The sequence below is a fragment of the Planctomycetota bacterium genome, assembly GCA_038746835.1.
Classification (GTDB): Bacteria; Planctomycetota; Phycisphaerae; order Tepidisphaerales; family Tepidisphaeraceae; genus JBCDKH01.
In genome coordinates, this window is the sequence record JBCDKH010000011.1 from 1 (window position 1) to 26,039 (window position 26,039).

Annotated in this window: 23 protein-coding genes; 8 read left to right on the forward strand and 15 right to left on the reverse strand. The window is 65.8% G+C overall.

Features of this window, described 5'->3' with window-relative positions:
* The first annotated feature begins 198 nt into the window (after positions 1 to 198).
* Entirely contained in the window at positions 199 to 1,086 is an 888-nt protein-coding gene (locus tag AAGI46_02470; protein ID MEM1011067.1) for a metal ABC transporter permease, read from the forward strand.
* Between the two features lie 243 nt (positions 1,087 to 1,329).
* Here AAGI46_02470 and AAGI46_02475 read toward each other — a convergent pair whose 3' ends face one another.
* Together AAGI46_02475 and hrpB are read right to left on the reverse strand one after the other, a co-directional pair.
* On the reverse strand, positions 1,330 to 1,626 hold the full coding sequence (locus AAGI46_02475; GenBank protein ID MEM1011068.1) for a hypothetical protein: 297 nt from the start codon (positions 1,624 to 1,626) through the stop codon (positions 1,330 to 1,332).
* 274 nt (positions 1,627 to 1,900) lie between these two features.
* On the reverse strand, positions 1,901 to 4,471 hold the full coding sequence (gene hrpB / locus AAGI46_02480; GenBank protein MEM1011069.1) for an ATP-dependent helicase HrpB: 2,571 nt from the start codon (positions 4,469 to 4,471) through the stop codon (positions 1,901 to 1,903).
* 479 nt (positions 4,472 to 4,950) lie between these two features.
* On the opposite strand from hrpB, the gene dnaN reads away from it, so the two are divergent.
* On the forward strand, positions 4,951 to 6,063 hold the full coding sequence (gene dnaN / locus AAGI46_02485; GenBank protein MEM1011070.1) for a DNA polymerase III subunit beta: 1,113 nt from the start codon (positions 4,951 to 4,953) through the stop codon (positions 6,061 to 6,063).
* A gap of 17 nt (positions 6,064 to 6,080) precedes the next feature.
* Positions 6,081 to 6,461, forward strand: coding sequence for a DciA family protein (locus AAGI46_02490; protein ID MEM1011071.1), 381 nt, complete (start codon positions 6,081 to 6,083; stop codon positions 6,459 to 6,461).
* Positions 6,462 to 6,479: 18 nt separating this feature from the next.
* Here AAGI46_02490 and AAGI46_02495 read toward each other — a convergent pair whose 3' ends face one another.
* Positions 6,480 to 7,514, reverse strand: coding sequence for a hypothetical protein (locus AAGI46_02495; protein MEM1011072.1), 1,035 nt, complete (start codon positions 7,512 to 7,514; stop codon positions 6,480 to 6,482).
* 50 nt (positions 7,515 to 7,564) lie between these two features.
* Between AAGI46_02495 and AAGI46_02500 the strand changes: the two genes are divergently transcribed.
* Positions 7,565 to 8,395 carry a pyridoxine 5'-phosphate synthase gene (locus tag AAGI46_02500; protein ID MEM1011073.1) on the forward strand — a complete coding sequence of 277 codons (831 nt, stop codon included), beginning with the start codon at positions 7,565 to 7,567 and terminating at the stop codon, positions 8,393 to 8,395.
* A 55-nt stretch (positions 8,396 to 8,450) separates the two neighbouring features.
* Here the strand turns inward: AAGI46_02500 and AAGI46_02505 are convergent, their stop codons facing one another.
* Positions 8,451 to 9,050 (reverse strand): hypothetical protein, encoded by a 600-nt coding sequence (locus AAGI46_02505; protein ID MEM1011074.1) that lies wholly within the window; start codon positions 9,048 to 9,050, stop codon positions 8,451 to 8,453.
* 60 nt (positions 9,051 to 9,110) lie between these two features.
* On the opposite strand from AAGI46_02505, the gene AAGI46_02510 reads away from it, so the two are divergent.
* The gene (locus AAGI46_02510; protein ID MEM1011075.1) at positions 9,111 to 9,668 is read left to right on the forward strand and encodes a hypothetical protein; all 558 of its coding nucleotides are present in this window, start codon (positions 9,111 to 9,113) and stop codon (positions 9,666 to 9,668) included.
* A gap of 4 nt (positions 9,669 to 9,672) precedes the next feature.
* Here AAGI46_02510 and AAGI46_02515 read toward each other — a convergent pair whose 3' ends face one another.
* The 4 genes from AAGI46_02515 to AAGI46_02530 are packed head-to-tail and all read right to left on the reverse strand — an operon-like array spanning position 9,673 to position 14,708.
* On the reverse strand, positions 9,673 to 11,727 hold the full coding sequence (locus tag AAGI46_02515) for a helicase C-terminal domain-containing protein (GenBank protein ID MEM1011076.1): 2,055 nt from the start codon (positions 11,725 to 11,727) through the stop codon (positions 9,673 to 9,675).
* Between the two features lie 22 nt (positions 11,728 to 11,749).
* The gene (locus tag AAGI46_02520) at positions 11,750 to 12,115 is read right to left on the reverse strand and encodes a DUF5615 family PIN-like protein (protein MEM1011077.1); all 366 of its coding nucleotides are present in this window, start codon (positions 12,113 to 12,115) and stop codon (positions 11,750 to 11,752) included.
* Between the two features lie 58 nt (positions 12,116 to 12,173).
* The gene (locus AAGI46_02525; GenBank protein ID MEM1011078.1) at positions 12,174 to 12,401 is read right to left on the reverse strand and encodes a DUF433 domain-containing protein; all 228 of its coding nucleotides are present in this window, start codon (positions 12,399 to 12,401) and stop codon (positions 12,174 to 12,176) included.
* A 9-nt stretch (positions 12,402 to 12,410) separates the two neighbouring features.
* Positions 12,411 to 14,708 (reverse strand): heavy metal translocating P-type ATPase, encoded by a 2,298-nt coding sequence (locus AAGI46_02530; protein ID MEM1011079.1) that lies wholly within the window; start codon positions 14,706 to 14,708, stop codon positions 12,411 to 12,413.
* 18 nt (positions 14,709 to 14,726) lie between these two features.
* Between AAGI46_02530 and AAGI46_02535 the strand changes: the two genes are divergently transcribed.
* Positions 14,727 to 15,194 carry a hypothetical protein gene (locus tag AAGI46_02535; protein ID MEM1011080.1) on the forward strand — a complete coding sequence of 156 codons (468 nt, stop codon included), beginning with the start codon at positions 14,727 to 14,729 and terminating at the stop codon, positions 15,192 to 15,194.
* Positions 15,195 to 15,304: 110 nt separating this feature from the next.
* Here AAGI46_02535 and AAGI46_02540 read toward each other — a convergent pair whose 3' ends face one another.
* Positions 15,305 to 15,571, reverse strand: a complete 267-nt coding sequence (locus AAGI46_02540) for a ferredoxin family protein (protein MEM1011081.1) — start codon at positions 15,569 to 15,571, stop codon at positions 15,305 to 15,307.
* A 249-nt stretch (positions 15,572 to 15,820) separates the two neighbouring features.
* On the opposite strand from AAGI46_02540, the gene rpoN reads away from it, so the two are divergent.
* Positions 15,821 to 17,464 carry an RNA polymerase factor sigma-54 gene (gene rpoN / locus AAGI46_02545; GenBank protein ID MEM1011082.1) on the forward strand — a complete coding sequence of 548 codons (1,644 nt, stop codon included), beginning with the start codon at positions 15,821 to 15,823 and terminating at the stop codon, positions 17,462 to 17,464.
* 13 nt (positions 17,465 to 17,477) lie between these two features.
* On the opposite strand, the gene AAGI46_02550 is transcribed toward rpoN, so the two are convergent.
* The 5 genes from AAGI46_02550 to AAGI46_02570 form a co-directional block, all read right to left on the reverse strand.
* Positions 17,478 to 17,843 (reverse strand): hypothetical protein, encoded by a 366-nt coding sequence (locus tag AAGI46_02550; GenBank protein ID MEM1011083.1) that lies wholly within the window; start codon positions 17,841 to 17,843, stop codon positions 17,478 to 17,480.
* A gap of 26 nt (positions 17,844 to 17,869) precedes the next feature.
* Complete coding sequence (locus tag AAGI46_02555) at positions 17,870 to 18,253, reverse strand: DUF2256 and DUF3253 domain-containing protein (GenBank protein MEM1011084.1); 384 nt, start codon at positions 18,251 to 18,253, stop codon at positions 17,870 to 17,872.
* The gene (locus AAGI46_02560; protein ID MEM1011085.1) at positions 18,246 to 18,881 is read right to left on the reverse strand and encodes a Uma2 family endonuclease; all 636 of its coding nucleotides are present in this window, start codon (positions 18,879 to 18,881) and stop codon (positions 18,246 to 18,248) included. The genes AAGI46_02555 and AAGI46_02560 overlap by 8 nt, the downstream gene beginning before the upstream one ends.
* A 15-nt stretch (positions 18,882 to 18,896) precedes the next feature.
* Positions 18,897 to 20,375, reverse strand: coding sequence for a radical SAM protein (locus tag AAGI46_02565; GenBank protein ID MEM1011086.1), 1,479 nt, complete (start codon positions 20,373 to 20,375; stop codon positions 18,897 to 18,899).
* Positions 20,376 to 20,438: 63 nt separating this feature from the next.
* Positions 20,439 to 21,191 carry a hypothetical protein gene (locus AAGI46_02570; protein ID MEM1011087.1) on the reverse strand — a complete coding sequence of 251 codons (753 nt, stop codon included), beginning with the start codon at positions 21,189 to 21,191 and terminating at the stop codon, positions 20,439 to 20,441.
* A 39-nt stretch (positions 21,192 to 21,230) separates the two neighbouring features.
* Between AAGI46_02570 and AAGI46_02575 the strand changes: the two genes are divergently transcribed.
* Entirely contained in the window at positions 21,231 to 22,223 is a 993-nt protein-coding gene (locus AAGI46_02575) for a 2-hydroxyacid dehydrogenase (GenBank protein ID MEM1011088.1), read from the forward strand.
* A gap of 6 nt (positions 22,224 to 22,229) precedes the next feature.
* Here AAGI46_02575 and AAGI46_02580 read toward each other — a convergent pair whose 3' ends face one another.
* Entirely contained in the window at positions 22,230 to 25,745 is a 3,516-nt protein-coding gene (locus AAGI46_02580) for a hypothetical protein (protein MEM1011089.1), read from the reverse strand.
* Between the last annotated feature and the right edge of the window lie 294 nt (positions 25,746 to 26,039).

A 26,039-nucleotide genomic window follows, 5' to 3' on the forward strand; every position in this document is an offset into this window, starting at 1 on the left:
CAGCGTCAGGCCGAACGCCGCGATGACGCCGACGGCCAGAATCGTCTGGACGAGCGCTCGGCGGCCGAGTTTCGACGTCTCTTTGGGCATCGTTCGTTAGATCGACCCGCCAGCCACGCCGCCCGCGCGACGCCATCTCGGCCCCGCACTACCGGACGTTACGTCCAACGCTCTGATCGCGAGGTCGTACGGTGAGCTGTGGCAGCAGGTGTGGCCGTCGAAACGCTCAGCTCCAGCGACTGGGCGCAGTGGATGGGCGCGTTGGCGGCGGGCGTGGCGTGCGGGGCCGTCTCGCCCTTGGTCGTCCAGCGACGCTGGGCCTTTCTGGGCGAGGCAATCGGGCACAGCGGCTACGGCGGGGCGGGCGTGGTCTGGCTCTTGGCGGCATTGCTGCCGGGCGTGGCGATCCTGCAGTCGGTCGAGGCGGCCATGGCCGGCGTGTTGCTGGCGGCGCTGGCGGTCGCCGTCGGCATCGGACTCGTCGGCGGCGGCGACAACGAGCCCGACCGACACCATCGACAGCGACGCACCGACTTCGACGTCGTCGTCGGGCTCTTCCTCGTCGGCACACTCGCGCTCGGACTCCTCGCCAGTCGGCTGTACGAGGTCCGGCTCGGCGCACGACCCGCGCGGGCCGACTCGCTGCTCTTCGGCGGCGGCGTCTCGACCGTCGGCATCACCGAGGCCGCACTCACACTCGCCGTCGCGTTGGCCGTGGCAGTCGGGCTGCGGCTCTACCGACGCGAGGTGCTGGCGTGGTCGATCGACCCGACCAACGCTCGGCTCTCCGGACTGGCCGGAAGCGGCACACGCCTGGCCGTCCTCGTCGCCGTCGCCGCCTCGGCCGCGCTGGCCGCAAGGCTGACCGGGGCGATCCTCGTAACCGCATTGCTCGTCCTCCCCGGCGCGACAGCGACGCGCTGCGGCCGAACGCTGCGATCCGTATGGCTCATCAGCCTTGCCACATCCGCGGGTGCAGTTGCGTCGTCGGTCCTGCTCAAGGCATGGCTGCCACCGGGCCCGACGGTGGTCGTGGTCCTGATCGCTGCGTTTGGTGCGGGCGTGCTGGCAGGTCGTCGCTCGTGACGGTGCTCGTCGCACTGCGCACAGCGACAACTGACGCCAATCTTGTCCCGTTCAGAGTGAGCCGCCCGCGTCAGCGGGCGCTTGCCGTGGGACCGATCGCTCGCTGACACGAGCGGCTTCCTTGATGCGTCGAGGTGTCGGTTTGAGCAGCGACCGTTGCTCGATAGAACGTGAAAACGCTTCGTTTTCCCGAGGAAAACGTCGTGCTGAAGCACGACCTACGCGAAGGTGGCTTCGGACGGCTCAGTCATCGTCGTCGTAGTCATCATCCTCGTCGTCGTACTCATCGTCGTAGTCGTCGTCCTCTTCTTCGTCCTCGTCGTCGAAGTCATCCTCGTCTTCTTCGTCGTCGTAGTCGTCGTCTTCGTCATCGAGGTCGTCGTCATCCTCTTCCTCATCGAGCGTGAGGGCACTGGGCACCGGGCCTTCGACGATTTCCGGATAGATCGCGACGGGTTTGAGCTCGACGAGAATCGGACAGGCCGCCTCGTCGGCTTCGGGCGTGAGGTCGGCGGGCTCTCGGACGACAAGGTCGGACACGGGCGACTCCTTCGACTGGCAGAAGATCGGGAGAACGAACACCTTCCGCCTCGAACGGAAGACGTGCCGCGCGCGATTAGAACCACGCACGCGCAGAGGGTCAAGGGGCATCAAGTCGCACGACGATTTCGTTCCTGCAGAAGGAACGGATCGCACCCGTCATCCTGAGCGAGCGCAGCGAGTCGAAGGACCTTGCTTGGTCCTCGACGCAGACACACTGCGAGGTCCCTCGGCTGCGCTCGGGATGACGGAAGTGCGCTCGTTCGACTCGCTGCTACTTGCGTCGTTTGGCCCCACGCCGTGGGGTCGCCGTCATCGGGTCCTCGGGCCAATCGTGTTTGGGATACCGCGCGCGGAGGTCTTTGCGGACCTGCGGGTAGGTGTTTCTCCAAAAGCTGGCGAGGTCATCGGTCACCTGCTGAGTCCGCATGTTGGGGGCGAGCAGATGCAGCGTCACCGGCACCGCGCCGCCGCAAACCCGCGGCGTGGCGGCAAGGCCGAAGAGCTCCTGGATGCGGACAGCGAGAATTGGGCCGCGCACGTAGCCCGGCTCGGCTGACGTGTGGCCCCAGTCCAGCTTGATACGACTGCCCGACGGGACCACGAGCGCGTCGGGCACGTGCTTTTCGAAGACCTCCCGCCACGCGGACGAGGCGATTTCAGCACGTACCCACTCGCGCACCAGATCACGCACCTTCGCCTCCGTCGGCTCGCCGAGCGACGCAGCAAGGCGACAGGCGTTCTCCACGTGCTCGTACTCCGGGAGGCCGCCAGGCAGCTGGTCTTCGGGCCAGAGGTGATGGGGCAGGTGGTTCTCAAGGAAACCCAGCCTGATGAAGACGTCGTCCGGCGACGTGTCGCCGTAGGCAAAGTTGAGCCCAGCATTATCATCGGGTGAGCACTTTTCGAGGAGCAACTTTGCCGCGTCCCACGGATCTTCGAACCTGCCTGTTTGCTGCTCATGCAGCACCAGGTCGCCAAAACGTGTGCGGCGAATGGCTTCGACTGCACGCTTTTGATCATTCCAATGGGCGATCGTTTCAACGACGACGTGCCGCGGCAGAAGCTCGTCGAGCCACTCGACCTCGATCGGCGAGACCAGCCGGGCCTCGGCCTGCTGGGCTTTGGCAAAGCTGCCACGGCGGGCGTCGAGCGCGAGGAACCAGTCGCCGCGCACGGCCGATGAGTCAGCCAGCGTCACGCCGCCACCGTTGACCAGCGTCGCGGTTTCAGGAGAGCGCCGTCGACAGACGCGGTCGGGGAAGGCGAGAAGGAGCAGTTTTTCGAGGGAACTGGTGGGGGCGACGGAATCCGGGCCTGGCGGCCCGGCGTCGTCATGAGCACCCCGACGCCGAAGCGCCAGCTTCGGATCCGGTCGTGCAGCACCTTTCGTCTGCCACAGCAGCACGTCCCGCGCGCGACGGACCATCTGCGTGACGACCGGGTTGAGCTTGCGAGCGTCAAACGCCGCGATGAGATCAGCCATCGTCGCGGTCCTGCTGCCGGGCAGATCAGCGCCTTCTCCCAGAAGCGCCGCCGCCAGCGCCGCGTCGCTCGCCAGCTCCGGCGGGGCCAGAGCCAGCAAGGCGGCCGGGCGGGGTGGCAGGGGGATCGACTGCATCGCCTTACCGAGCCTGGTCAGCCGGCCGTCCTCGACTGCGCTGAGCCAGTCGAGCAGGGTCATCGCCGCGTCCAGGCGTTCGGGCTCGGGCGGCTCGAACCAGTCGAGCGTCTGCGGGTCGCCGCCCCATGCCAGCACCGACAGGGCCGCCCGCGACACGTCGGCCCGCCGAATCTCCGGCACGTCGAACGCCGGCAGCCGCTTGTGCGTCATCGCCGACCAGAGCCTGATGCACCGGCCCTCGGCCACGCGTCCGGCGCGACCCGCACGCTGCTCGGCCGAGGCCTGGCTGATCCGCTCGGTCGTCAGCGTCTCAACGCCGCGCGACGTGTCGAATCCGGCCCGGCGGACCTGCCCCGAGTCGACGACCACCCGCACGCGCGGCAGCGTCAGCGACGTCTCGGCGATGTTCGTCGCGCAGATCACCCGCGGCCGATCGCCGTCGCCGCGGACCGCCTCGTCCTGCTCCTCCTTCGTCAGCGACCCGTGCAGCGGGAGGCAGTCGTAGCCGAACCGCCGACCGATCGGACGGATGGCCTCTAGTGTTGCTTCGATTTCGCGAACGCCCGGAAGGAAGACGAGTACGTCGCCGGTATCGTTTTGTAGTAGAGGCTCAATTTTATTTGATATGCGATGCTGGATTGGTCGCGGACTGTCGCCGGCATAATTGATGTTCACGGGGAACGTCCGACCCGGCACGTGGAGCACCTCCGGCTCGCCGAGATAGCCGGCGACCTGGTCGGCGTCGAGGGTCGCGCTCATCACGACGATCCGAAGATCATCACGAAGTTGCTGTGCCTCCTTCAGCATCGCCAGCGTGAGATCCGCGTCGAGGCTGCGCTCGTGGAACTCGTCGAGCACGACCACGGCGATCCCTTCCAGCAGCGGATCGGCCACTACGGTCCGGGCCAGAACGCCTTCGGTCACAATGCGGATCGGCGTGGTGGCCGTGAGGTGTTTCTCGAATCTCACCGCGTACCCAACAGTGTCGCCCAGACGCCAGCCGTTCTCGTCGGCGATGCGACTCGCAGCGAGCCTGGCGGCGACCCGGCGGGGCTGGAGCATGACACAATGACCGTGCGTCAAAAGGTCCGCCCGAAGCAGCGCCGGCGGGACGCGCGTCGTCTTGCCCGCGCCCGGCTCGGCGACCAGCACGACGTCCCGCCCCGCGGCAAGCGCGGCTGTCAGCCGCGGCAGGTGCTCGTCGATCGGCAGCGGGGTCACGGGTCCGAGGCTACGGATCGTGCACAAGCTGTCGCGCCGGCAGAACGTGCGGATTTTCCAGAGGCCGGTGCAAAACGTGTCGCGCCGCGCGCGTGGGGCGCTCGCGGCCTGAGTCGGATGTGGCCTTTGGACGATGTGAGATCTTGCTGACACGAGGGGGCGACGACCTTCGTCGGACCATCGCGACACCCGGCGCGCCCGCTCGCGCCAGGCCATCCACACGTGCACAAGCTGACAGGATGAGTTGAGAGCGTTTGACCAACAACGGCTTGCGGTGTCAAGATGAGATTCGATTCACCGTTATCGACAGACTCACTTCTGGGGACTGCCCTTTCCACTTCGTCAACCAGAGGTGATCCGGAATGGCCCACGTGGAGCGCGCGGTCGCCTGGCGGATCGGCGTGGGCACGGGGTGAGCGTTTCGCATAGAGTGCCGCTTCGATTCGTCCAGGCCGGCTAAGGCCGCTTAACTATCTGCCATGAAGGTCATCTGCAATCGCGGCGCGCTGCTCGAAGCCCTCGGAGTCGTCGGCCAGGCCGTGCCCGCTCGTACGCCCAAGCCGGTCCTCACGTGTGTCCGCCTCCAAGCCACCGACGATGCTTTGGTGTTGTCGGCTACGGACTTGGAGATCGCCGTGCGTTTTACCAACACGCAGGTCCAGGTCGAGCAGACGGGGGAAGCCCTGCTTCCTGCGGACAAGCTGCGGGACATCGTTCGCGAGAGCGTCGACGACACGCTCTCTGTCGAGCTCAAGGGCGAACAGGCGATCATCAAGGGTGGCGACAGCCGCTTTACCGTTTATACGCAAGCAGTTGCGGACTTCCCGCCCGTCGCCGAGTTCGAGGGCGAGCCGGACGTGATCGTCACGGGCTCGGTGCTGAAGGGCTTGATCCATCGCACCAGCTTCGCGGCAGCGCGGGAGGGCACGCGCTACGCCTTCAACGGCGTGCTCACCACGGTGCGTGACGGCCGGCTGGTCATGGTCGCCACCGACGGCCGCCGACTCGCTCAGGCGGTTGGCGATGCCGAGGTGAAGATGGCGGTCGAGGACCCGAAGAAGGCGCCCAAGTCGATCATCCCGACCAAGGCCCTGAACCTCGTGGACAAGCTGGTGGGCGATCCGGAAGAGCCGGTCAAGCTGCAAATCAAGGCCAATCAAGTGCTTGTTGGCACGAAGCACGCGACGCTCTCGACCACGCTCGTCGAGGGCCAGTTCCCGCCGTTCGAGGACGTCATCCCCAAGGACAACGACAAGGCGATGACGGCCGCGTGCGGCGACTTCATGTCGGCCGTCCGCCGTGCGAGCCTGCTCACCACCGAGGAGAGCAAGGGCGTTCGCATGCACTTCACCAGCGAGGGCCTCAAGCTCACCAGTCGCAGCCCGGAGGCGGGCGAGGCTGAGGTGAACTTCGCGTGCAAGTTCGACGGCGACGACGTGGAGATCGGCTTCAACCCGCAGTTCCTGGTCGACGGCCTGAAGGTCGTCCAGACCGACGAGGTTCGGTTCGAGCTCTCCGGCAGCAACCGGCCGGGCCTGCTGCTGGGTGGCGACGACTTCCTGTACGTGGTGATGCCGGTCAATTTGCAGTGATTTTCCCGTAGAAACGCATGGATCGCGACCTCGCCGAGCTTCGCCGACTCGACGCCGCCAAGCGCAACACCCGTGTCGAGGGCGAATCGCTTGGCATGGAAGCTGTGCAGCTGTTCCATCAGCAGGTCGAGAAGCGGCACACCAAGCTGGGCAAGGCCACCGAGGCGTGGGCGCGTGTCGTGCCCGAGTCGCTGCAGGAGCACGCGTGCATCGAGTCCTTGGTCCGAGGCCGGCTGACGGTGCTGGTCGACACGGCCCCGCACCTGTTCCAGCTGCGGCAGCTGATGCTGGCTGGCCTGGAGGATCAGCTGCTGTTGGCGTGTCGCGGCGCGGGTGTGCGGAAGATCAGCCTGAAGCGCGGCCGGTGGTACGACGACGCGGGAAATGACTGTTTCTAAGGGATATTTGAAGGGCTGCTATCGTGCCACGCGGAAGGCCGCGGCGTCGAGGTCACGCGCCTGCTCCGCGGCGGTGCGAAGGTTGCCGGTCGGCAAGTCTTCGGCCAGCTGCCTGACTGCTCGTTCCGCTGCATTGCGATCGGGCGTGCGCGGTGCTCCGAAGCGCGACTTGCCCAGACGCAGGATCGCCTCGGTTCGCCACATCGGGTCGGCCTGGTCGCTGCGGGCGATGGCCAGGACGTCGCCGAAGTGGGTCTCGGCCCGTGTGTCGGTCGCGACGTCGTTGTTGGCTGAACCGATCGCATCCCACAGCGGCAGGGTGGTTTCGGTGAGGTACGCCGACAACGCTGACGAGGCCGCGCGGAAGTCAGCGGCATTCGCATCACCGGCAGCCTGAGCCAGCGCCCCAAGTCCACTCAACCCGTCGGCCATGAGCTGCGTGCCAAAACGCCACTGCCGGTAGATCACCCGCTCCTCCGCGAGGTGGTGCCCGAGCGACAGCACGGCCTGGTAGATCGCGCGTGCACGCTCCGCGTCGTCGCCGTCGAAGTCCCTGGCCCGTGCTGCCCGGGTGGCAAAGACGGACGCCTGCTGCACCGCCGATCGGCCGAGGTTGTGCAGGTCGTCTAGCGGCTCGATCGATCGGTCGTAGTTGATCGCCAGCTCCGGCTCGTCGGCCAGCACGGCATCGTCTGCACCGGTCGTCTCGATCAGCGCGTCGATGACGTCGGTCAGCCGCGTCTCCTCTTCGACGGCTGTGCTCGTCGCTCGGGCCAACCGCTCCGCTGTGCGTCGCGCATCGACGTCGCTGCGATACAGCTCCAACAGCCGGCGGTACGACATGGCGGAGCCAGCGTCGTCCGGCACGACCTTGGTCACCGCCGGCGGAACCGACACGCTCGACCAGCGCGATGCGATTTGCCCCAGCGACGTGGGCGGCGTCACCGATCCACTGCCGGCCAGCGTCCAGGCGAGCGCGATCATCACGACGACGATGACGCCCGCCGTGATCCAGCCGTTGCGATTTCCCCAGGCCTCAGGAGGCATTGCCATGCCGGCACTCTACCGCGGGGCCATCGGTGTGACCGGCTAGCGTGCGGGTCATGCCGCGTCTCTCGGTCAACGTCAACAAGATCGCCCTGCTCCGCAACAGCCGACAGGGCAAGGGGCCCGACCTCGTCCGGCTGTCGCGGGTCGCACTCGACAGTGGGGCGGGCGGCATCACGGTCCACCCACGGCCAGACGAGCGACACATCCGCTACGACGACGTCGCTGCGCTGAAGGCGCTGGTCGACGAGTATCAGCAGGCCGAGTTCAACATCGAGGGCAATCCCTTTGAAGGCCAATGGCTGGAGCTGGTGCTGAAGACGAAGCCGGACCAGGCGACGCTCGTCCCCGACACGCCGGGCCAGTCGACGAGCGACCACGGCTTTGCGATGCCTGCCGACATCGAGCGACTGGTGCCGGTGGTCGACAAGCTGAAGCAGGCCGGCATTCGCATCAGCATCTTCATGGATCCCAACGCCGAGCAGATCGCGCAGGTCCGGCAGACGGGGGCCGATCGGATCGAGCTGTACACGGAGACGTTTGCCGTCGTCCACGGCACCGATGATCAGGAGCGCATCACGCGCGACTTCGCCCTGGCCGCCGGCGTCGCGCTGGAGCAAGGCCTGGGCGTCAACGCCGGTCACGACCTGAACCTGGCGAATCTCAAGGATTTTGCCGACGCGATGCCGCAGCTCGACGAGGTCAGCATCGGCCACGCACTCGTCGGCGACGCGATCGAGCTGGGCCTCCGCGAGACGGTTCGCCGCTACAACGAGCAACTCAACGGCGTGGCCGGTCGGTCGATGTGGGAAGCCGTCTCCGCCCAACGCGCCGCGGTTATCGAGCCGGCGGGCTACACGAATGACGTCAGGCGCCAGTCGCGCTAACTCGAGTGGTAGCCGCGAGCTTACAGCTCGCGGTTCAACTGCACCCGACGAACGATCACGCTGCTCTGCAACCGCGGGCTGTAAGCCCGCGGCTACTTTGCGACGACTCGTGTCCGTCTTCCATAACGGAGGATGACGCCTGCACCCGCGACCGTGGCGGAAGCTGGTCTTCCTCCGGGTTGAGCAGCGTCACCGCCAGCGCGCCGCCGTAAAGGATGAGGCCGACCAGCAAGATGATCACGCCGACGCGATAGTGGGCGGTTTTCTTGTCGCGATACGCGAGCGACGTGACGAGCCACTGGGCCGTGTCTTGGCCGCCCTGCATCGTGAGCCAGCGGAGATGGAGCACGCCGCGCACAACGACGCCTGCCGCAAGGATGATGAGCGACAGGCCGCTGATGATGAGCCACTGCGACAGCGCGTTCGTCCCGGCGACGAGCCGCCCGCTAAAGCCGGTCGTCGAGATCACGACGCCGCAAAGGACCAGCGCGACCTGCGCCCGGTTGTGCAGCACCGCGAACTGCCGCTCCAGCATCGCCATGATGCCCGGCAGGTCGTCGCCGTACACGTCGAGAATCCGCCGCGCCTCGGCCTCACGGGCGAGGTGGTCCTTCGACGGCTTCGGCAGTTCGAGTCGCGTGTCAGCGTCGCTCACGCAGAAGGTGTAGCCGGCGTGATGCGAGACGTCACGTCCGGTGGTAGGTTGCACGCCCTGATGCCGCGGCTTGTCTCGCTGACGCTTCTCTCGTTCCTCGCGCTTCCCGCGGCGGCGTTGGTCTACACGCTCGTGCTCATCATCTGGGTCGATGCGGTGAGCTGGCGACACAGGGATCTGGGTTGGATCATCGGCTCGGCGGCCGCGCTGCTCTGTGTCATGGGCTGGTGGCTGCTCGTCTGGTTCAAGGAGGTGACTTGGAACACGCGGCGGGTCACGTTTTCCGTGCTTGCCATACCTGGCACGGCGGTCCTCGGTAGTGCCGTCGGATACGTCGCGTATCTGTTGACGGACCTCGACACGTTCGGCATGTTCCTCGGCGGGTCGAGCACGGTCATCGCGTGGCTCGTCACCGCGTGCATCCTCTGGCGTGCGACGCCGATGGAGATGATCGATGCGGTATCCGGCGAGGCGCTCGATGCGGCTGTCACCTGCCCGCGATGTTCCTACGCCATGACCGGCCTGCGCGACGCGCGGTGCCCGGAGTGCGGCGAGCAGTACACGCTCGATCAGCTTTTCGCCGCCCAGCGACCTGACGCTCGGATGAGCGACGCGTGATGGGTCACACGTCCGCGACGCGATGGTCGACCTGCGTCACCTCCACGTCCGGCAAACCCGCGAGGAAGTGTCGGCCGTAGCGACGCGTGAGGATCCGGCCGTCGAGGAGGACGATGATGCCTTTGTCCGTCCCGCTGCGGATGAGCCGGCCGAAGCCTTGGCGCAGCTTGATGACGGCTTCGGGCACGCTGTAGTCCATGAAGCCGTTGCCGCCGGCGGATTCGATGCGCTCGATTCGTGCCTGCTGCACCGGCTCGTCGGGCACCGCGAATGGCAGCTTGTGCAGGATGACGTTGCGCAGCGCCCGGCCCTGCACGTCGACGCCTTGCCAGAAGCTGGCTGTGCCGAAGAGGACGTTGTTCTCGGCCGAGCGGAACTTGTCGAGGAGTCCGCGGCGCTGCCCGTCGCGGCCTTGCAGCAAGAGGCGTAGCCCGGCGTCTTCGAGCTCGTCCTGGACGAGGTGGGCCGTCGCGTTGAGCGCGCGGTGGCTGGTGAAGAGGACGAAGGCGCCGCCTTCGGTGTGCCGGCACCAGTGGACGATGCGATCGGCGGCGTGTTCGGTGAAGCGGTGGTCGTTCGGCTCGGGCAGGCCGGTCTCGACGATCAGCTTGCACTGCTCGCGATAGTTGAACGGCGAGCCGAAGCGGGCGGCGGTCGTGTCGGCGTCGAGGCCGAGCCGCTGCTTGACGTGGCCGAAGCCGTCGTCGTCCGAGGCCTCGCCGGTGGTGGCGAGCGTGGCGCTGGTCAGGACGCAGCCGGGCGTCTTGTCCCACAGCGCCATCTTCAGGCCCTGGCCGACGTCGACGGGCGACGCGTGCAGACTCGCGCGGCGTGGCGTTCGGCCGGTCTCGTCGATCCAGTAGACCGCGTCGGGCATCGTCTGACCGACAAACGCGGCGATCGTGTCCCCCAGCACGCGGACCTTATCCGCCTGGTGTTTGGTTTCGAGTCGCGTCTCGAGCCGCTCGTCTTCGGGGTTGTCTTCCTCGGCCTCGACGTCGCCGGCGAGGTCGACGAGGCGCTTGGCGATCTCGCCGAGCGCGGGCGAGAGGTCGTCCTCGACGAAGCCTTCCTGCCGGACCCGGCCGTTGCTCTTGCCGAAGCGATCGCGCCAGGAGAGCACGCGATCGAAAAAGCCCTCGCACACCGCCTGCGCGTCGGCGACGAGGCCGACGAGTTCGTTGACCTTCTCCGCGTCACCGCCGGCACGGGCGAGGGTGGTCAGGAAGCCCTTGGTTCGTTTGACGTCGAAGAGCTGGCGGAGCGATCGGTTGACGCCACCCTCGCCGACACGCAGGCCGAAGTGCGTGGCGGCGGCGTCTTCAAGGGTGTGGGCTTCGTCGAAGACGACGTGGTCGTACTTCGGCAGATACGTCACGCCGGCGAGGCGAAGCGCGAGGTCGCTGAAGAAGAGGGCGTGGTTGACGACGAGCACGTTGGCCGTCTGCATGCGTCGCTTGGCCGCCTGCCAGTGACAGGCTTTGAAGAAGCGGCAGCGCTTGCCCATGCAGTTGCCGGCCTCGGCCCGGGCGTGCTCCCAGACGCGCATGTCCGGCAGGATCGGCAGGCTCCCGACGTCGCCGTCGTTCGTCTCGCTGGCCCAGGCTTCGAGGTCGGCGAGCGACGAACGTTCCTGCTCACTGGCAAACAGCGACGACTGCCTTCGCGAGGCCGAGTCAAGCCGACGCAGGCAAAGGTAGTTGCCGCGACCTTTGACGAGGACGGCCGTGAACTCCTCGCCCGTCGCAGCACGCAGCAGCGGCACGTCCTTGTCGACGATCTGCTCCTGCAGGGCGATCGTGTGCGTCGAGACGACGACACGCTTCTTGCGCTTCGCGGCAGCTTCGATCGCCGGGAGCAGGTAGGCGAACGACTTGCCCACGCCCGTCCCCGCCTCAGCCAGCAGCGTCTGCCCGTTCCGCAGCGCCCCGTCGACCGCACTGGCCATCGCGACCTGCTGCGGGCGAGCCTCGTAGTTGTCGCCCAGACGGCGCGCCACCGCCCCGCCCGGCGCAAGCCGCTCGGCAAGATCAGGCGTGGTCGCGGCGTCGTCCGACACGGCAGCGAGTGTACGGGTGGCGTCAGGGTTGCGCTCTGCTCAGGCGTCGAATGATGATCAGGTCGTCTCGAACGGTCGCGAACAAGCCATGCCATTCGTCACGTGTCTCAACGGCGGCAAGGACTCGATCTCGCACGTAGCTCGGCGACTTCGGCTTCAACCGGAAGAGAATCAACCCGGCGGGGTTCGAGCGGCCGTCGCGAAAGGTCATCGCCGCAAAGTCGGTGTCGAATGTCAGTAGAAGACGCTCGTCGCGTTGCGCGATGGCGAGCACGTCCAAGTCTGAGATGCCGGGCGAGTCTGTTCTGATCCACTTGACGTCGTGACCGTTTTGGATCAACGCCTCCACGGCGGGTCGTGGGACATTTTCGTCAGCGAGCATCCGCATCATGTCCGTAGGTAGTCACGTGCCTGTCGTCCCTCGGTCTGCTTGAGAAAATGAGCAACTATCGGATGCTTTGGAGGGGAAGGACACGCTCCTCCTCTAACCGCTCACGAGCGAAAACGAGGCACGCTCGGACATCGTCGGGTTCGACGCCGGGATAGCTGTCAACGACATCATCCGTCGACCAGCCGTTGGCGAGCAGATCCAGGATGAATTCCACTGTCAGCCGGGTCCCTCGGATGACCGGCTTCCCGGCTTGAATGTCCTCTCGTGCTTCGATGCGATCCACGCGTCCACTCTACCCTATCTTCGCCCGACGCAGCCGCAGGGCGTTGCCGAGGACGCTGATGTCGGAGAGGGCCATCGCGCCGGCGGCGATTTCGGGTTCGAGGAAGCCCGCGGCTGCGATGGGGATGGCGGTGACGTTGTAAATGAAGGCCAGGAACAGGTTCTGCTTGATCACGCGCATTGTCCGGCGGCTCAGCAGCAAGGCGGCCGGGACGTCGGTGAGGCGGTCGCTCATGAGCACGACGTGACCGGCCTGTTTGGCGGCGTCGGTGCCGGCGGCGAGGGCGATGCCGACGTGGGCGGCGGCGAGGGCAGGGGCGTCGTTCACGCCGTCGCCGACCATCGCGACCCGGCGGCCATCGGCCTTGAGCTTTTCAATGACGGCCTGCTTTCCGTCAGGGCGGACGTCGGCGTGGATGGTTTCGATACCGAGTTGCCGGGCGATGGCTTCGGCGGCTTCGTGGCGATCGCCGGTGAGGAGTTGGACGTTGAGGCCGCGATCGCGGAGGTGGCGGACGACGTCGGCGGCATCGTTGCGTGGGGCGTCGCGAAGTTCGACATAGCCGACGGGTTGCCCGTCGAGGGCGATGTGGGCGATCGTGCCTGAGGCATCCGCGACTGGCGTCGCGGCGTCGATCAGCGAGGCGTGTCCGACAGTGATGCGTCGGTGTTCGACGATTGCCTCGACGCCGAGGCCTGGGTGGTTGGTGAAGTCGGTGGCTTCCGACAGCTCGATCTGCTGATCGCGTGCATTCGCGACGACCGCGGCGGCCAACGGGTGCTCGCTGGACTGCTCGGCCGATGCGGCGAGACGCAGTAGCTCTCGTTCGTCGACGTCGCTGGTTGCAACTACGCGTGCAACCGTCGGCGAGCCCGTCGTGAGTGTGCCGGTCTTGTCGAAGACGACTGTGTCGACGGCCGCGGCGTTCTGGATGGCGTCGATGTCGCGAAGCAGGATGCCGCGTCGCGCACCGCGGCCTGTGCCGACCATGATCGCCGCCGGCACCGCCAATCCGAGGGCACACGGGCAAGCGATGATGAGCACGCTGCACGTTGCCCGGGCCGCATCGCCCCAGACGCCGGGCGTCGCTTTGTCGCTGGCGAACCCGAGCACGAGCCACGCGGTGGCTGTCAGTGCGGCAATCACGAGGACGACCGGCACGAAGATCGCCGAGATCTGATCCGCCAGCTTCTGCACGGGCGGGCGAGAGGCTTGGGCCGTCTCGACGAGCTTGACGATCGACGCGAGCGTCGTCTCCGACCCTGCGGCCGTGATGCGGACGACGAGCGAGCCTTCGCGATTGACGCTGCCGCCGACCACGGTGTCACCCGCGGCCTTTGCGACGGGCATGGGTTCGCCGGTGAGCATCGATTCGTCCACCCCGCCGCGGCCCGACTCGACGGTGCCGTCGGCGGGGACGGTCATCGCGGGCTTCACGAGGACGCGATCGCCCGGGCGGAGGGTGTCGGCGGGGACTTCCTCGGCCTCGGGGGCACGGATGGTGAGTGAGAGGCGTTTGCGTGCGGGTCGGTCGGGACCCGAAGCTTCCGCTTCGGTGTCGGGTGGAAGGCGCAGGGCTGTTTGTGGCGCGAGGTCGAGCAGGGCGCGGATGGCGTCGCCGGTCTTGTCGCGGGCTCGGGCTTCGAGCCAGTGGCCCAGCGAGATGAGCGTGAACAGTGCTGCCGACTCGGCGAAGTAGAGCTCCGCCAGAGGCCAGCCGAGCAGCAGGTGGCCGACGAGCGCGACGGCGGAGTAGCCGTAGGCCGTCCCACCGCCTAGTGCGATGAGCGTGTCCATGTTGGTCGTGCGACGCTTCGCTGCGCGCCAAGCGCTGGCGAAGAACGCCCGGCCTGCGATGAGCATCACGGCGGTGCCTGCGACGACGCCGACCCACGTCATCCACGTCGTGCCGGCGTGGTCGTGGCCGCCCGTCAGGAGCACGGTTCCCCAGTGCAGCGACTCGGCGGGCACCCAGAGGACCAGGCCGATGATGGCACGCCATTTCCACCGCTCGGCGGCGAGTCGGGCTCGTTCCTGCTGGGCGTGACGATCGCTCGCCTGCGAGACGAGTGTCGCCGCATCGTCCGCAGGCCTGGCCGGGAAGCCGGCGTCGCTGATGGCGTCGGCCACCGCATCGATGCGCCGCGCGTCGTCGAGGTCGACTTGTGCCCGGCCGTTGGCGAGGTCGATCGTGATCTCACGGAGACCGTCGATGCGCTTCGCCGCCCGGCTGACGTTGGCGACGCAGCTGGCACAGTGCATGCCTTCGACGAGCAGTTCCGCCATGCCGATTTCTACGTCGGACAAACGCGTTACGCTCACCGCATGCACGGACCGCCACGGCGAGGAGTGATTCGGTGGATCATGACGATCGTGCTGCTCGTCACGCCGCTGTTCGCCGTGGTCGACTTCGGCTTCGGCAACAACCTCCGTGCGCCGGGGCTGGAGACGCTCGGCGTGAGCGTCAGTTGGAAGGTCGTCTACTACGTCGGCATCACCGGTCTGGGCGTGCTCGCACTGTGGCTCCCGGCCGCTGCTGCACCGCTGAGCGTCCTGGAGGCGGGAGCGAACGTGATCGTTGCCGTGTTGATGGTCGTTCTGCCGTACGACCAGTTGCTCGACAACGCTCACAGCGGCGGCCCGCTGGTCGTTCCGGACCTGCCTCTGACAGCGATGTTCATCTCTGCGGGTGTGGGAACGCTTTCCCTGATGTCGTTCCGGTCCAAAGGCTTCCTCGGACATGATCGAGGCAGCGCGCTAACCGACATCCGTCAGGCGATCGGTGACCGATGAACAGATGATGCTTAGCGGTGAGCGCCAGCGAGCCCTTCGCACGGGGCACGTTGGCACTCACCCCTAAGCAAGCTCGACCGAAGTCGAGTGAACGCGATGACTGCGACCACCTACTCCTTGTCTTTGAAGTAGTCCCCGTTCTTCTCGATGAACGAAGACCACTCCGCCGGCAGGTCTTCCTGCGGGAAGATGGCCTGCACCGGGCATTCGTCGACGCACAGGCCGCAGTCGATGCAGACGTCGGGGTCGATGTAGAGCTGTTCGGCCGAGTCGAAGTCATCGGCGTCGCCGATGGGGTGGATGCAGTCGACGGGGCAGACCTCCACGCAGCTGGTGTCTTTGGTACCGATGCAGGGCTGGGCGATGACGTGGGGCATGAATGTCGCTCGTGTCTGTTCTGGCGGATGCTAAGAGCTAGCGGCGAGCCTGCGACGGTGCCGCAGACCATTTGAATCGTTGCGGATTATTGATGCGGCGCCGCTCCCGTTGTCGGACCTGATATCGGCCCCGATTTATCCGTTCGCACGCGGCGAAGAGGTGGTAGACTCCCCGCTGCAAACGCCGTACCCGACCGCGGAATCGTGTCGACGTTGCGACGTGGTTCGGTTACCAAATCCATGGGCTCCATGCAGTTAACACAATCGGCAGGCATGCGGATGGAGCAGCGGCAGCTGCTCACGCCCCGCATGATCCAGTCGATGGAGATCCTGCAGATGCCGCTGACGGCGCTGGAGGAGCGCATCGATCAGGAGCTCGAAAAGAACCCCGTCCTCGAAGTCGCAGAAGCCCGAGTCGACCGCGACGAACTGCCGCGGGACGACAGCGTTCGCGAGGAGAACCAAGCTCTCGACCTCGACACACGCGACGAAGCCAGCGCCGAAGACTTCGCCCGCCTTGATCGCATCAGCGACTACCTCGAGAACGAGGAGTTCAGCCCCAGCTACGAACGCACCGGCGGCTATGACGTCCACGGTCCGAGCACCGGCAGCTACGCAGGCGAACGCGACGCCAAGCTCGACGCGATGAACAACACCGCCTCGCGTGGGGCGTCGCTGGACGAGCATCTGCTGGACCAGTGGAGCCTGATCGACCACTGTTCCGCCAACGCCGGCAAGGCCGACAACGTCTGCCGGGCTGGTCGCATCCTCATCGGCTACCTCGACGATCGCGGTTACCTGCCGATGTCGGTGGCCGAGGTGCGCGACGACGCGCTGTCGCGTGGCCGGACGAGCGACGTGCCGGAGATGGCCGACTTCGACGAGGCGTTCAAGCTCATCCGAAGGCAGCTCGAGCCGGCGGGCGTCGGAGCGACGTCGCTTTCAGATTGCCTGCTCCTCCAGCTCGACGCGCTTGCCAACGACGTGGAGACGGCCGAGGGGCACGATTTCGAGTTAGAGCGTCAACTCGTCACCACGTTCCTGAAGGACCTGGAGCAGAACCGCTACCCACAGATTGCCAAGAAGACCGGCCGAAGCATCGCGACCCTGCAAGCGGCAGTGAAGCGCCTCGGCCGACTCCATCCGCACCCGGGCAAGCTGATCGCGCCAGACGAAGCCCCGCCGATCACGCCCGACGCGACGATCCGTTGGGACGACGATCTGAAGGACTACGACGTCACGATGGCACGGGACCCGGCGCCTGACCTGCAGATCCGCTCGCTTTACAAGAAGCTCCTTCGTCAAAGCCGCAACGGCACCGAGCTCAACGGCCACGACGAGCCGGCCGACGACGACAACGAAGCCGTCGGTGAGCCTTTGAAGAACAAGGACGAACGCAAGCAGCTCCGGGACTTCCTCGGCAACAACGTCCGCAACGCCCGCTGGCTCATCGAGTCCATCGAGCAACGCCGCGGCACGATCGAGCGCGTCATCCGCAAGGTGCTCGAGCACCAGCGTGACTTCTTCGACAAGGGGCCGGAACACCTCAAGCCGCTGCCGATGATCGGCGTGGCGGAAGAGCTGGGCATCCACGTCGCCACCGTCAGCCGAGCCGTCAGCGAGAAGTGGATCGACACGCCTCGCGGCCTCTTCCCTCTCCGCCGCTTCTTCTCCGGCGGCACGACCACCGAAGACGGCCAGGACATGAGCTGGGACGCGGTGAAGGAGAAGCTCCGCGCGATCATCGAACGCGAAGACAAGGCCAAGCCGCTCAACGACGACGAGATCGTCGTCAAGCTCGACGAACAGGGCATCGAACTCGCCCGCCGCACTGTCGCCAAGTACCGCAAAATCCTCGGCATCCCAACGGCCCGCCAGCGACGCACGTTCTGAGGGGCATCGGGGCTCAAATTTGGGTCCAGCCCACTATAATCACGAGGACGGGCAGCGTGAGCAGGTAGTAGAACGGGACCCAGGTCTGGACAATCGTCTTGGTGCGGTCGCCATACCGGCGACCAAGCGGCGCAGCGAGGAGGTAGCAGAGCAGCAACACCAGCGGGTAGAGCGTGCCAACCCAGAGAAACGCGAGGAAGACGTAATCACCGAAGCTCATCACGTGATCCTGCTCCCGGTGGCCGGCAAACGACATGATGTTGGCCAACAGGCATCCCGGGTACAGCAGCGGGGCCGCGTACATCGTTGCACCCTGAGCGAGTGTCTGCCCGGCGCTCTCCGGCGGATCGGGCAATTCGATCTGTAGACGCTCTTTCATCGTCTGAAGCCGGATTGGGTTTGTTGTTAGGCTCGTCGCAGTCGGATCGGCCCCTTCGCCGTCGACGGATCCACCACGCGGCCGCCCTGCGTGATGACGATCTCGCCGCGGACGACCAGTCGGCGAGCCGCCTGTCGGGCCGGTTCCATCAGTCCGCGCCAGTCGTCTGGCCGGACGACTTTCGCCGCCTCGCTCGGGCAGATCGTTGCGCCGCGCTGGCGCTGGTTGAGCAGGTCAAGGATGGCTCGCTCAAGTTCATCGTTGACGGGATCGTGTCGCTTTGCCGCCCGTCGGCAGGCATCGGAGCAGTAGCGGACGTTCTCCCAGTCGCGTTCCCACTTCTTGCGCCACTCGATCGTCCGGCCGCACTGATGGCAGGGCTTGGTCGGCTTAGCGGGCGATCTAGGCACGGAGGAACTGCGTCCAGCGGCCAACGACCTCACTGAGCCGCAACTCGGACGCAAGCCGAAGGTGGTCGGCCAAAGCGGACATCGGAAGATCGGGAAGCACACTGCTCTGGGTGGCAACCGCATAGGTCTCGCTACCAGGGTCGAGAAGTCGGATTTCGATGGCGTTGCTCGACACCTTCCATCGCCATAACTCGCCGACGCCCATCGCGGCGAAGATGGGCTCACGCGGGATCGACGTTGACGTTTTGTCCACCTCAATTACGAGGTTGGGCGGCGAGTGAATCGCGAGATCGAGTTCCTCTGCCTCAGGCGGAGGGACCGTATCGTCGGGATTGATGTAGAAACCCTCGTCCGGCTCTGTGCCCTTCAGCAGGTCTTCCCGCATCAGTGTCGTCCCGCCGATGCGGTCATAGGGGACCTCCCGGACGATGAGATACTGCGTAAGCAAGTCAGCGAGCGTCGACTTGCGGCGGTCGTGTCCGATGCTGATCGGCGGCATGATTTCGAGCGTCCCGTTGTCGTAGGTCATGCGAGTTCCAGGACCCGCATCCTCGCCGAGCTGCAGGTACGACTTCCACGACACGCCGTGAAGAACCGTCGACGTCGGCTGGTCGAGGGTCAGACCCATGACGAACATCCTACCTCAGTTTCCGTCGCCCAACACCGTCAGTTGCAACCGTCGGCTGACGTCGCGGCCGTCGGCTTCGCCGGTGATTTGCGGAACGCTGACGTCGTCGAGGCCCGGGGCAGCGCCGATCCAGGTCTTGTCGTCGAGCTTGCTGACTTTGCGCGTCGGCGGATCGGCGAGCGGGACGAGGTCTGGTGCGTCGTCACCGTCCCAGCGGTTGAGCACGTTGTAGTACTGATCGCGCTGGGCTGGCACGTAGCCGGCGTCGCGGATGAGGCGGCAGAGCTCGCGAACGCCCAGGTCATAAGTCGTGCCCGCGGCGCTGACGACGTTCTCTTCCATCATTGCGCCGCCCATGTCGTTGGCTCCGTAGTAGAGCGCGAGCTGGCCGACCTTCGGGCCCATGGTGACCCAGGAGCTCTGCAGGTTTTCGATGTTGTCGAAGTAGAGACGGCCCAGGCCGAGCATGCGGAGGTACTCGGTCGCGCCGGCGGATCGCACGACGCGGCCGCGGGCGACGTCTGGGTGCTCCATCGTGTCGAAGTCGCCGTGGATGGTTGGGTCGTACTCCCTCGCCCGGCCGAGCGGGACGTTCTCGCGTTGGAATGGCCAGTGGATAAACGCGCCGTATCGGCCGGGGTTGTCGCTCCACGTCTTCGGCCGCGGCGACTTGGCGAAGACGCCCGGCATGTGCTCCTCAGCCGCGGCCTGGGCTTCGTCGAGGTCGACTTCGCCTGCCAGACCGCGGGCGTAGTCCTGCATCAGCCGCAGCCGGTTCATGTGCTCGATGCGGTCCGGCGTCGTCTCGATGTGCCCCATCATCATGGTGCACGACGAGCCGAGACCTTCTTCGTGGGCGACCCGCATGACGCGAAGCCAGTCGTCGGCCGAGGCCTTGATGTGGCCGATCTTGTCTCGGACGCGTTCCGGGAAAATCTCGCCGCCGCCGCCGGGAATGGTCATCAGGCCCGCATCGACGAACTGCTTGATGATCTCGCGGACGTCTCTGCTCCAGAACCGCTCGAACTCGATGAATTCCGGCGGGCTGAAGGCGTGGATGTGGATCGTCGGATACTCACGCCGGATGAACTGGAGTAGGTCGGTGTAGTACTCGATCGGCAGGCGATCGTTCATACCGCCCTGCATCAGGATCTGTGTCCCGCCGATGGCGAGGAGTTCCTCGATCTTCTTGCCGATCTGGGCGTGCGTGAGCGTGTAGCTGTCGCCGTCCTCGTGGTCGCGTCGGAAGCCGCAGAACGTGCACTTGCTTGTACAGACGTTCGTGTAGTTGATGTTCCGGTCGACGATGTACGTGCGATAGTCGACCGGATGCCGACGGTCGACGATCTGCGTGGCCCAGTCGCCCAGATCGTGCATCGAGGCGTTCCGCACGAGCGCGTAGGCCTCCGCGTCGGTCAGGCGACGATGGCCCGCGACGACGCTGGAGACGTCGATGTCATCGAGCGGGATGGTCTGAAAGGGCAGGTCCGCCATGCTGCTTTCAGTATACGATGAAACCTCTGACACGAGCCGTCTTTCAATCGAGTTGACAGTTGGTCACAGCGCGGCCTTCAGCTTCTCAAGGAGCGTGGCAAGGTCGTCGTGCAGCATGACGGGGGCATTGACGACCAGGACCGGACCAGCGAATCGCGCTGACGCCGTGGTCCCGCCGTTGGTCGTCCACCAAGCGGGCTGGACGGTGGAATGAACCAGATCGAGTAGTTCCCCGCGCGCAGCGAGCTGCGGCGTGCTAGTCGCAGCACGCATGTTTGGACCACCACCGCCTCCACCAAACCCGCCACCGCCAGACTGTGCCACAGCCGTCTGCTGCTCAGGCAGAGCCGTCCGCTGCTCAATGTCGCGACCGATCGCTTCCACGATGCCGGTCACGTCGTAGGTCCGTGTCGTTTGACTCTTATGCGTTGCCGCTTCCGTCGTGGTGACGTGGAGGACGGGTCCATCGAGGTAGCTCGTCACGCTCGCGAAGCCCGCTCCAACATCCGCAAACAATGTGCGGAGGGCCTGACGGACGGTCGTCTCAGTTGGAAGGTCAAACTCGACTGTCGAATCGCGGGCGATGCCGGCAAGCTCTAACTCGGACCACGAAACCTGGACGTGCAGATCATCAATCTTTCGCAGGCGCTCGATTGCCTCCTCGAACGACAGCTCGCCTGACCAGGCTTCGCCGATGGTTCCCTCGTTCAATGCCTTCGTAATCGCCTCTGTCGGCGGGGCGATGTCGGCCTTGGTTGGAACCGACGAGACGACCAACACGAGGAAGGAAGCGATGATGAATTGACGCAGGCTCATGCTGCACAGAGTAACAGAACGTTCTCATATCGTTCAGCCATGAAGGTCAGTGTCTTCAACACCAAGCCGTACGACCGGCAGTTCCTCGGCCGGGCCAATGGCGATCGGCACGAGTTGCTGTTCCTCGACCCGCGGCTCATGCCGGAGACCGCGCCGCTGGCTGACGGGTCGGAGGCGGTCTGTGCGTTCGTCAACGACGACCTCGGCAGGGCGACGATCGAGCGTCTGGCCGAGGGCGGCGTGAAGTTCGTCGCGATGCGGTGTGCCGGCTTCAACAACGTTGACCTCGACGCCGCCAAGCAGCACGGCATCCGCGTCGCCCGCGTCCCGGCCTATGCACCGGCGGGCGTGGCGGAGCATGCCGTCGCGCTCATGCTCGGGCTCAATCGTCGGCTTTACCGCGCGTACAACCGTGTTCGTGAGGGCAACTTCGCCCTGGGCGGACTGCTCGGCTTCGAGATGCACGGCAAGACGGCCGGCGTTGTCGGGACCGGCAAGATCGGTGCGGCCTGCGCTCGCATCCTGCTCGGCTTCGGCATGAAGGTGCTCGCCTTCGACACGCAGCCGAGCGACGAGCTCACCAAAGCCGGCGTCGAGTATGTCGAGCTCGACGACCTGTTACGCAACAGTGATGTCATCACGCTCCACGTGCCGCTGATGGAGCAGACGCACCACATGATCGACCGGCGTGCACTTGGCCTGGTGCGGAAGGGCGTCATGCTCATCAACACCAGCCGCGGCGGGCTCATCGACACCGACGCCGCCATCGCTGGCTTGAAGGACGGCACGCTCGGCAGCCTCGGCCTCGACGTCTACGAAGAGGAAGACGGCCTCTTCTTCGAAGACCACTCGTCGGCCATCATGGGCGACGACACGTTCGCCCGGCTGCTGACCTTCCCAAACGTCCTCATCACCGGCCATCAGGCCTTCTTCACCGAAGAAGCGATGACCAACATCGCCGGGACGACGATCGACAACCTCAACGCCTTCGCGACCGACGGCCGCAGCGACAACGAGGTCGGCGGATCCTGACGACGCTCAGTTCGCCGACACCGCGGCTGGCGGGGCGTCGCTGAGGATGAGCGGCAGGCCGGACAGGAAGTCGCCCGAGTCGCCGAGGTGGATTGTCTGCTTCGGACCCTCGACGCCATCGAACGTGCCGTCGTCGTCGGTGATCGTCGCGAAGAGTCGGAACCCGCCTGCGGGCAGATCGCTGCGTGCGAGTTCCGCCAGCCACACCTGCCGGCCGTCGACATTGCCGGCACGCTGGAGATCGACTTCCATCGGCGCCGCACCGTCGTTCGACACGATCGCGATCGACGCCGCATCGCCTTCGTGCTTGTGATCGTCCGTCACCGCAGCGAAGACGAGAACACGGCTGTCGAGCGGATCGTCGCGGACCCAGAGCGTCGCGGAGAGGTCGTCCGGCCCGCCGTACCAGCGGGTGGTGTCCGGGTGCTTCTCGTTCGGGTTGACGACCTGGTCGGCACCGAGGACGGCGGCAGGGGGCAGGTGCTCCCAGCTCTGCGAATCGCCGGGCTTTGCATCGCCGAGCCCGGGAATCGGGGCGATGAGCTGCATCGGCCAAGTGCCCTGGGTGATGGTCTGGCCGTCGCTGTCGACGAGGCGAAGGCTGAGTCGATTGACCGGCGGCTCACCGGCTGCAAGGGCGACCTCGTTCGGCCCGCCGAAGCGGAAGTCGAAGCCGCTCGATCCGCTCAACACGACGCCGCACAGAACGTTGACGCCTTTCTTCAGGTCGGCCGAGAACTGGTGATCAGCGAGCGTGCCGTGCCGGTTGCCGGTCTCCATCGTGTCGTAGACCGGCTCGCCGTTGACGTACCAGCTCATCCACCAGTCGGCAGCGGCGCCGAGGTTCACGCTCGTGTCGGTCGGGCTTTCGATGATCGCGTACACGACGGCCGGCCGTCGCTCGCGAGCGCCGGCCAAGGCGTTGAGATCGACCCGCTTCCCAGGCTCGGCCGAGACCGTGCGACCCTCGACGCGTTCGCTCTCGACACCCGGGAGCACGCTTGGAATCGACTGCCGCAGCAGCGGATTGTCCATCACGCGTTCGGCGTCCGCGTCGGTAAAGACGAGCCACTGGACAGGCATCTGCAGCGGTACGAGCGTCTGGGCCGACTCGATCTCGAAGGTGACCTGCGAAGGCTCGTCGAGGCGAACCGGCTTGGACGACGCGTCGAGCGTCAGCTCCGTCTGGCTCCCCGTCTCGATTTCGAGACGCCCTGTGCCCTGGACACCGTCCAGCGCATCGACATCCACCCGCAGCGTCGTCTTGCCCCCGACGAAGACGGCTGGAGCCGAGGTTTCGAGCGCGAGCAGCGGCTCGACGAATCGGACCTCGGCAGCATCGCCCGCCTGGTCCCAACTGACATAGATCGGATTGGCAGACACCTCGAAGGTGACTTCCGTCGGCGAGATGCGTGAGACGTCGATGGCATTGCCGTACATGTCCAGTGCCGACACGTCACCAGCGACGGCTGCGTCCTGCAGGCGAAGCATCAGGCTCGCGACGCCCGGATTCGTCTTGAAGAGCACCATCGTCCGGCGTTCGCTGCTGCCGGATCGTCCGTCGAAGAGGTATGCCTCCACGCCTGCGTCCGGAGCTTCGACGATCCGAGAGAAGTCGGCGTTGCGGAGCTGTCGAACGAGGTTGCGGTACGTCAGCACGCTGGCGAGCGGCTGGTTGTGCTCTCCGCGGTCGATCTTCTGCGTCATGCCATAGCCGGCCGTCTTCAGTGTGCCCTCCATGAACAAGCGGAAGTAGTAGAGGCTCGGCATGCCTTCGCTCATTGCGTAGACCTGCTTCTCGACGGCCGTTCGTGCCTGCTCTTCGATGCCGGCGACGTTGGTCGCGTTGAAGCCGCTCTCGGTTTCGAGATATGGCTTGGCGAGTGCTTTCTCGACATCGCCTGAAGCGTGGTCACGCACGGCGTGGACCTGTCGCTCGTAGGCCTCGCGCTCCGCCTCGACGCCCGGTCCGTGACCGTGGTAGGCCCAGACGTCGAGCTTGTCGGTATTGATGAGGCTGACGATCTCGCGGGCACGCCGATCACCGATGTCGGTGTGGAAGCAGAGCCCGCCGTTCATCACCAACGCGCCGCGTTCCGGATCTGCAGCGCGAATGGCGTCGAAGGCCATGTGGTAGCTCTCGACGTACTGCTCCGTCGAATCTCCGTAGAAGAACGGCAGGTCCGGCTCGTTGCCCAGCTCGAAGAAGGCGATCTGTCCCGGTCCGGTACCGGCGAACTCGGCGGCGAGGTTGGCAAAGCCGTCGATTCGCTTCTGGCGATCCTCTTCGAACGCAGCGCCGTCCAAGCGCCAGTTGTCCGGAAACGCGATGTAGGCCGAACGCATGCCACGCTCTTCCAGCATCGCAAGGCCGACTCTGGCCTTGTCCACCGGCATGATCTGTCTCTCCCGTGCGCCGGGAATGTTGCGGATGATGTCCACGCCCATCAGGTCGAAGTAAGCCATCGACAGCGGATTGTCGAAGGGGATGATGTTCCCGTTCGCCGCATCGAGGCCGAACCAGTACTCGTCGTCGCTCTGTGCCCGAGGCAGCGATCGTGGCCCGTCGTCGATCACGCCGAGGTGGATCGGAAGGCTCAGCAGTTCGCGCTCGCCGATGGTCACGTCGAGCGTCGCGTAGTACGGGCCAAGCGGCCAGTCGCTGGTTTCGAAGGGCGTTTGAACCGTGGTCGTCGCGCTGGCATCGACCGTGGCTGTCCCGGACGACTCGTGCCAGGACTGTTCCTCGTCGAGGGATGCGATGCGGAGACGCCAGTCGATCGGGCGATCGATCCTGGCGAGGTTTTCCAGCGAGAGCGACGCGCCGGCACCGCCCTGCGGGAAAGCGAAAATGCCATCGGCCGTCTCGGCGACGAGCTCGCGTGCTCGAACGAGGCGTGGCCAGTACAGGTCGTCGCCCGTGCCGCGATAGCCGATGACGCGGACGCGTTTGACGAACAGCGTTTCGTTGGCACCCACGACGCGGACGTGCGGGCCGTCGCCGTCGAAGTCGACGCTGTCTGCTGCTGCCTGAAGCGTTCGCCAGTTCGAGGTGTTGCCCCAACCGCTTCGGGCGACCTTCAGGCCGTCTTCCCTCATCACTTCGATCTGAACGCCGGCCCAGGTCGGAAGGTGGTATTCGACGAAGACGTCGACCGCGACGTGCGACTGATCGAGGAAGGCCTTGTCGGTGACGACCAGCGGGAAGTGCCGCATCCATTGCCGCTCGTCAGCACTGCGGGACGCCCCGAACGCGCGAACGTTGTCTGCCTTGGGAAACTTGGCGAGCCCGGGCTTGGGTATCTTGCCGAACGCCGCCAAGCCGTCTTCGTCCGCCCGGCCGCCGGTGAAGTCGACCTCGACCACGTCGATGCCCGGCACGGCGCGTAGCTCGTCGAGCGGCATCGTCGACCACGACCCGTCGGCTGCGAGCGCCTTCGGGGCGAATAGGAGGGCGGCAAGTGCACACAACGGCCAGAGCGCTTTGCGCACGCTGGCGAAGGAAGTCGGGGAGCTGGGCATTGGTGCGGTGGTCTGAAGGGCGGAGGCCGACAGCGGTCCGACAATTGTGTGCCCAAATTGGTCACTTTTCAAGTCGCATGGCGAGCGAATGCTGTGTTCATGGCCTGCCGACGATGCCGCTCGGGTTGGCGAGCGGCATCTCGACTGATCCGACGTCTGCCCTTGATGAACGGAAGAACTCGTGCCAGAATGAGCCATTCGGTTCCAAATCGGGCACAGATCAGGTCGCCGCTGCCCGTAGCGATGACCGACGCGGCCGAATCCACTTCGTTCCGACGCAATGCACAACGTTCC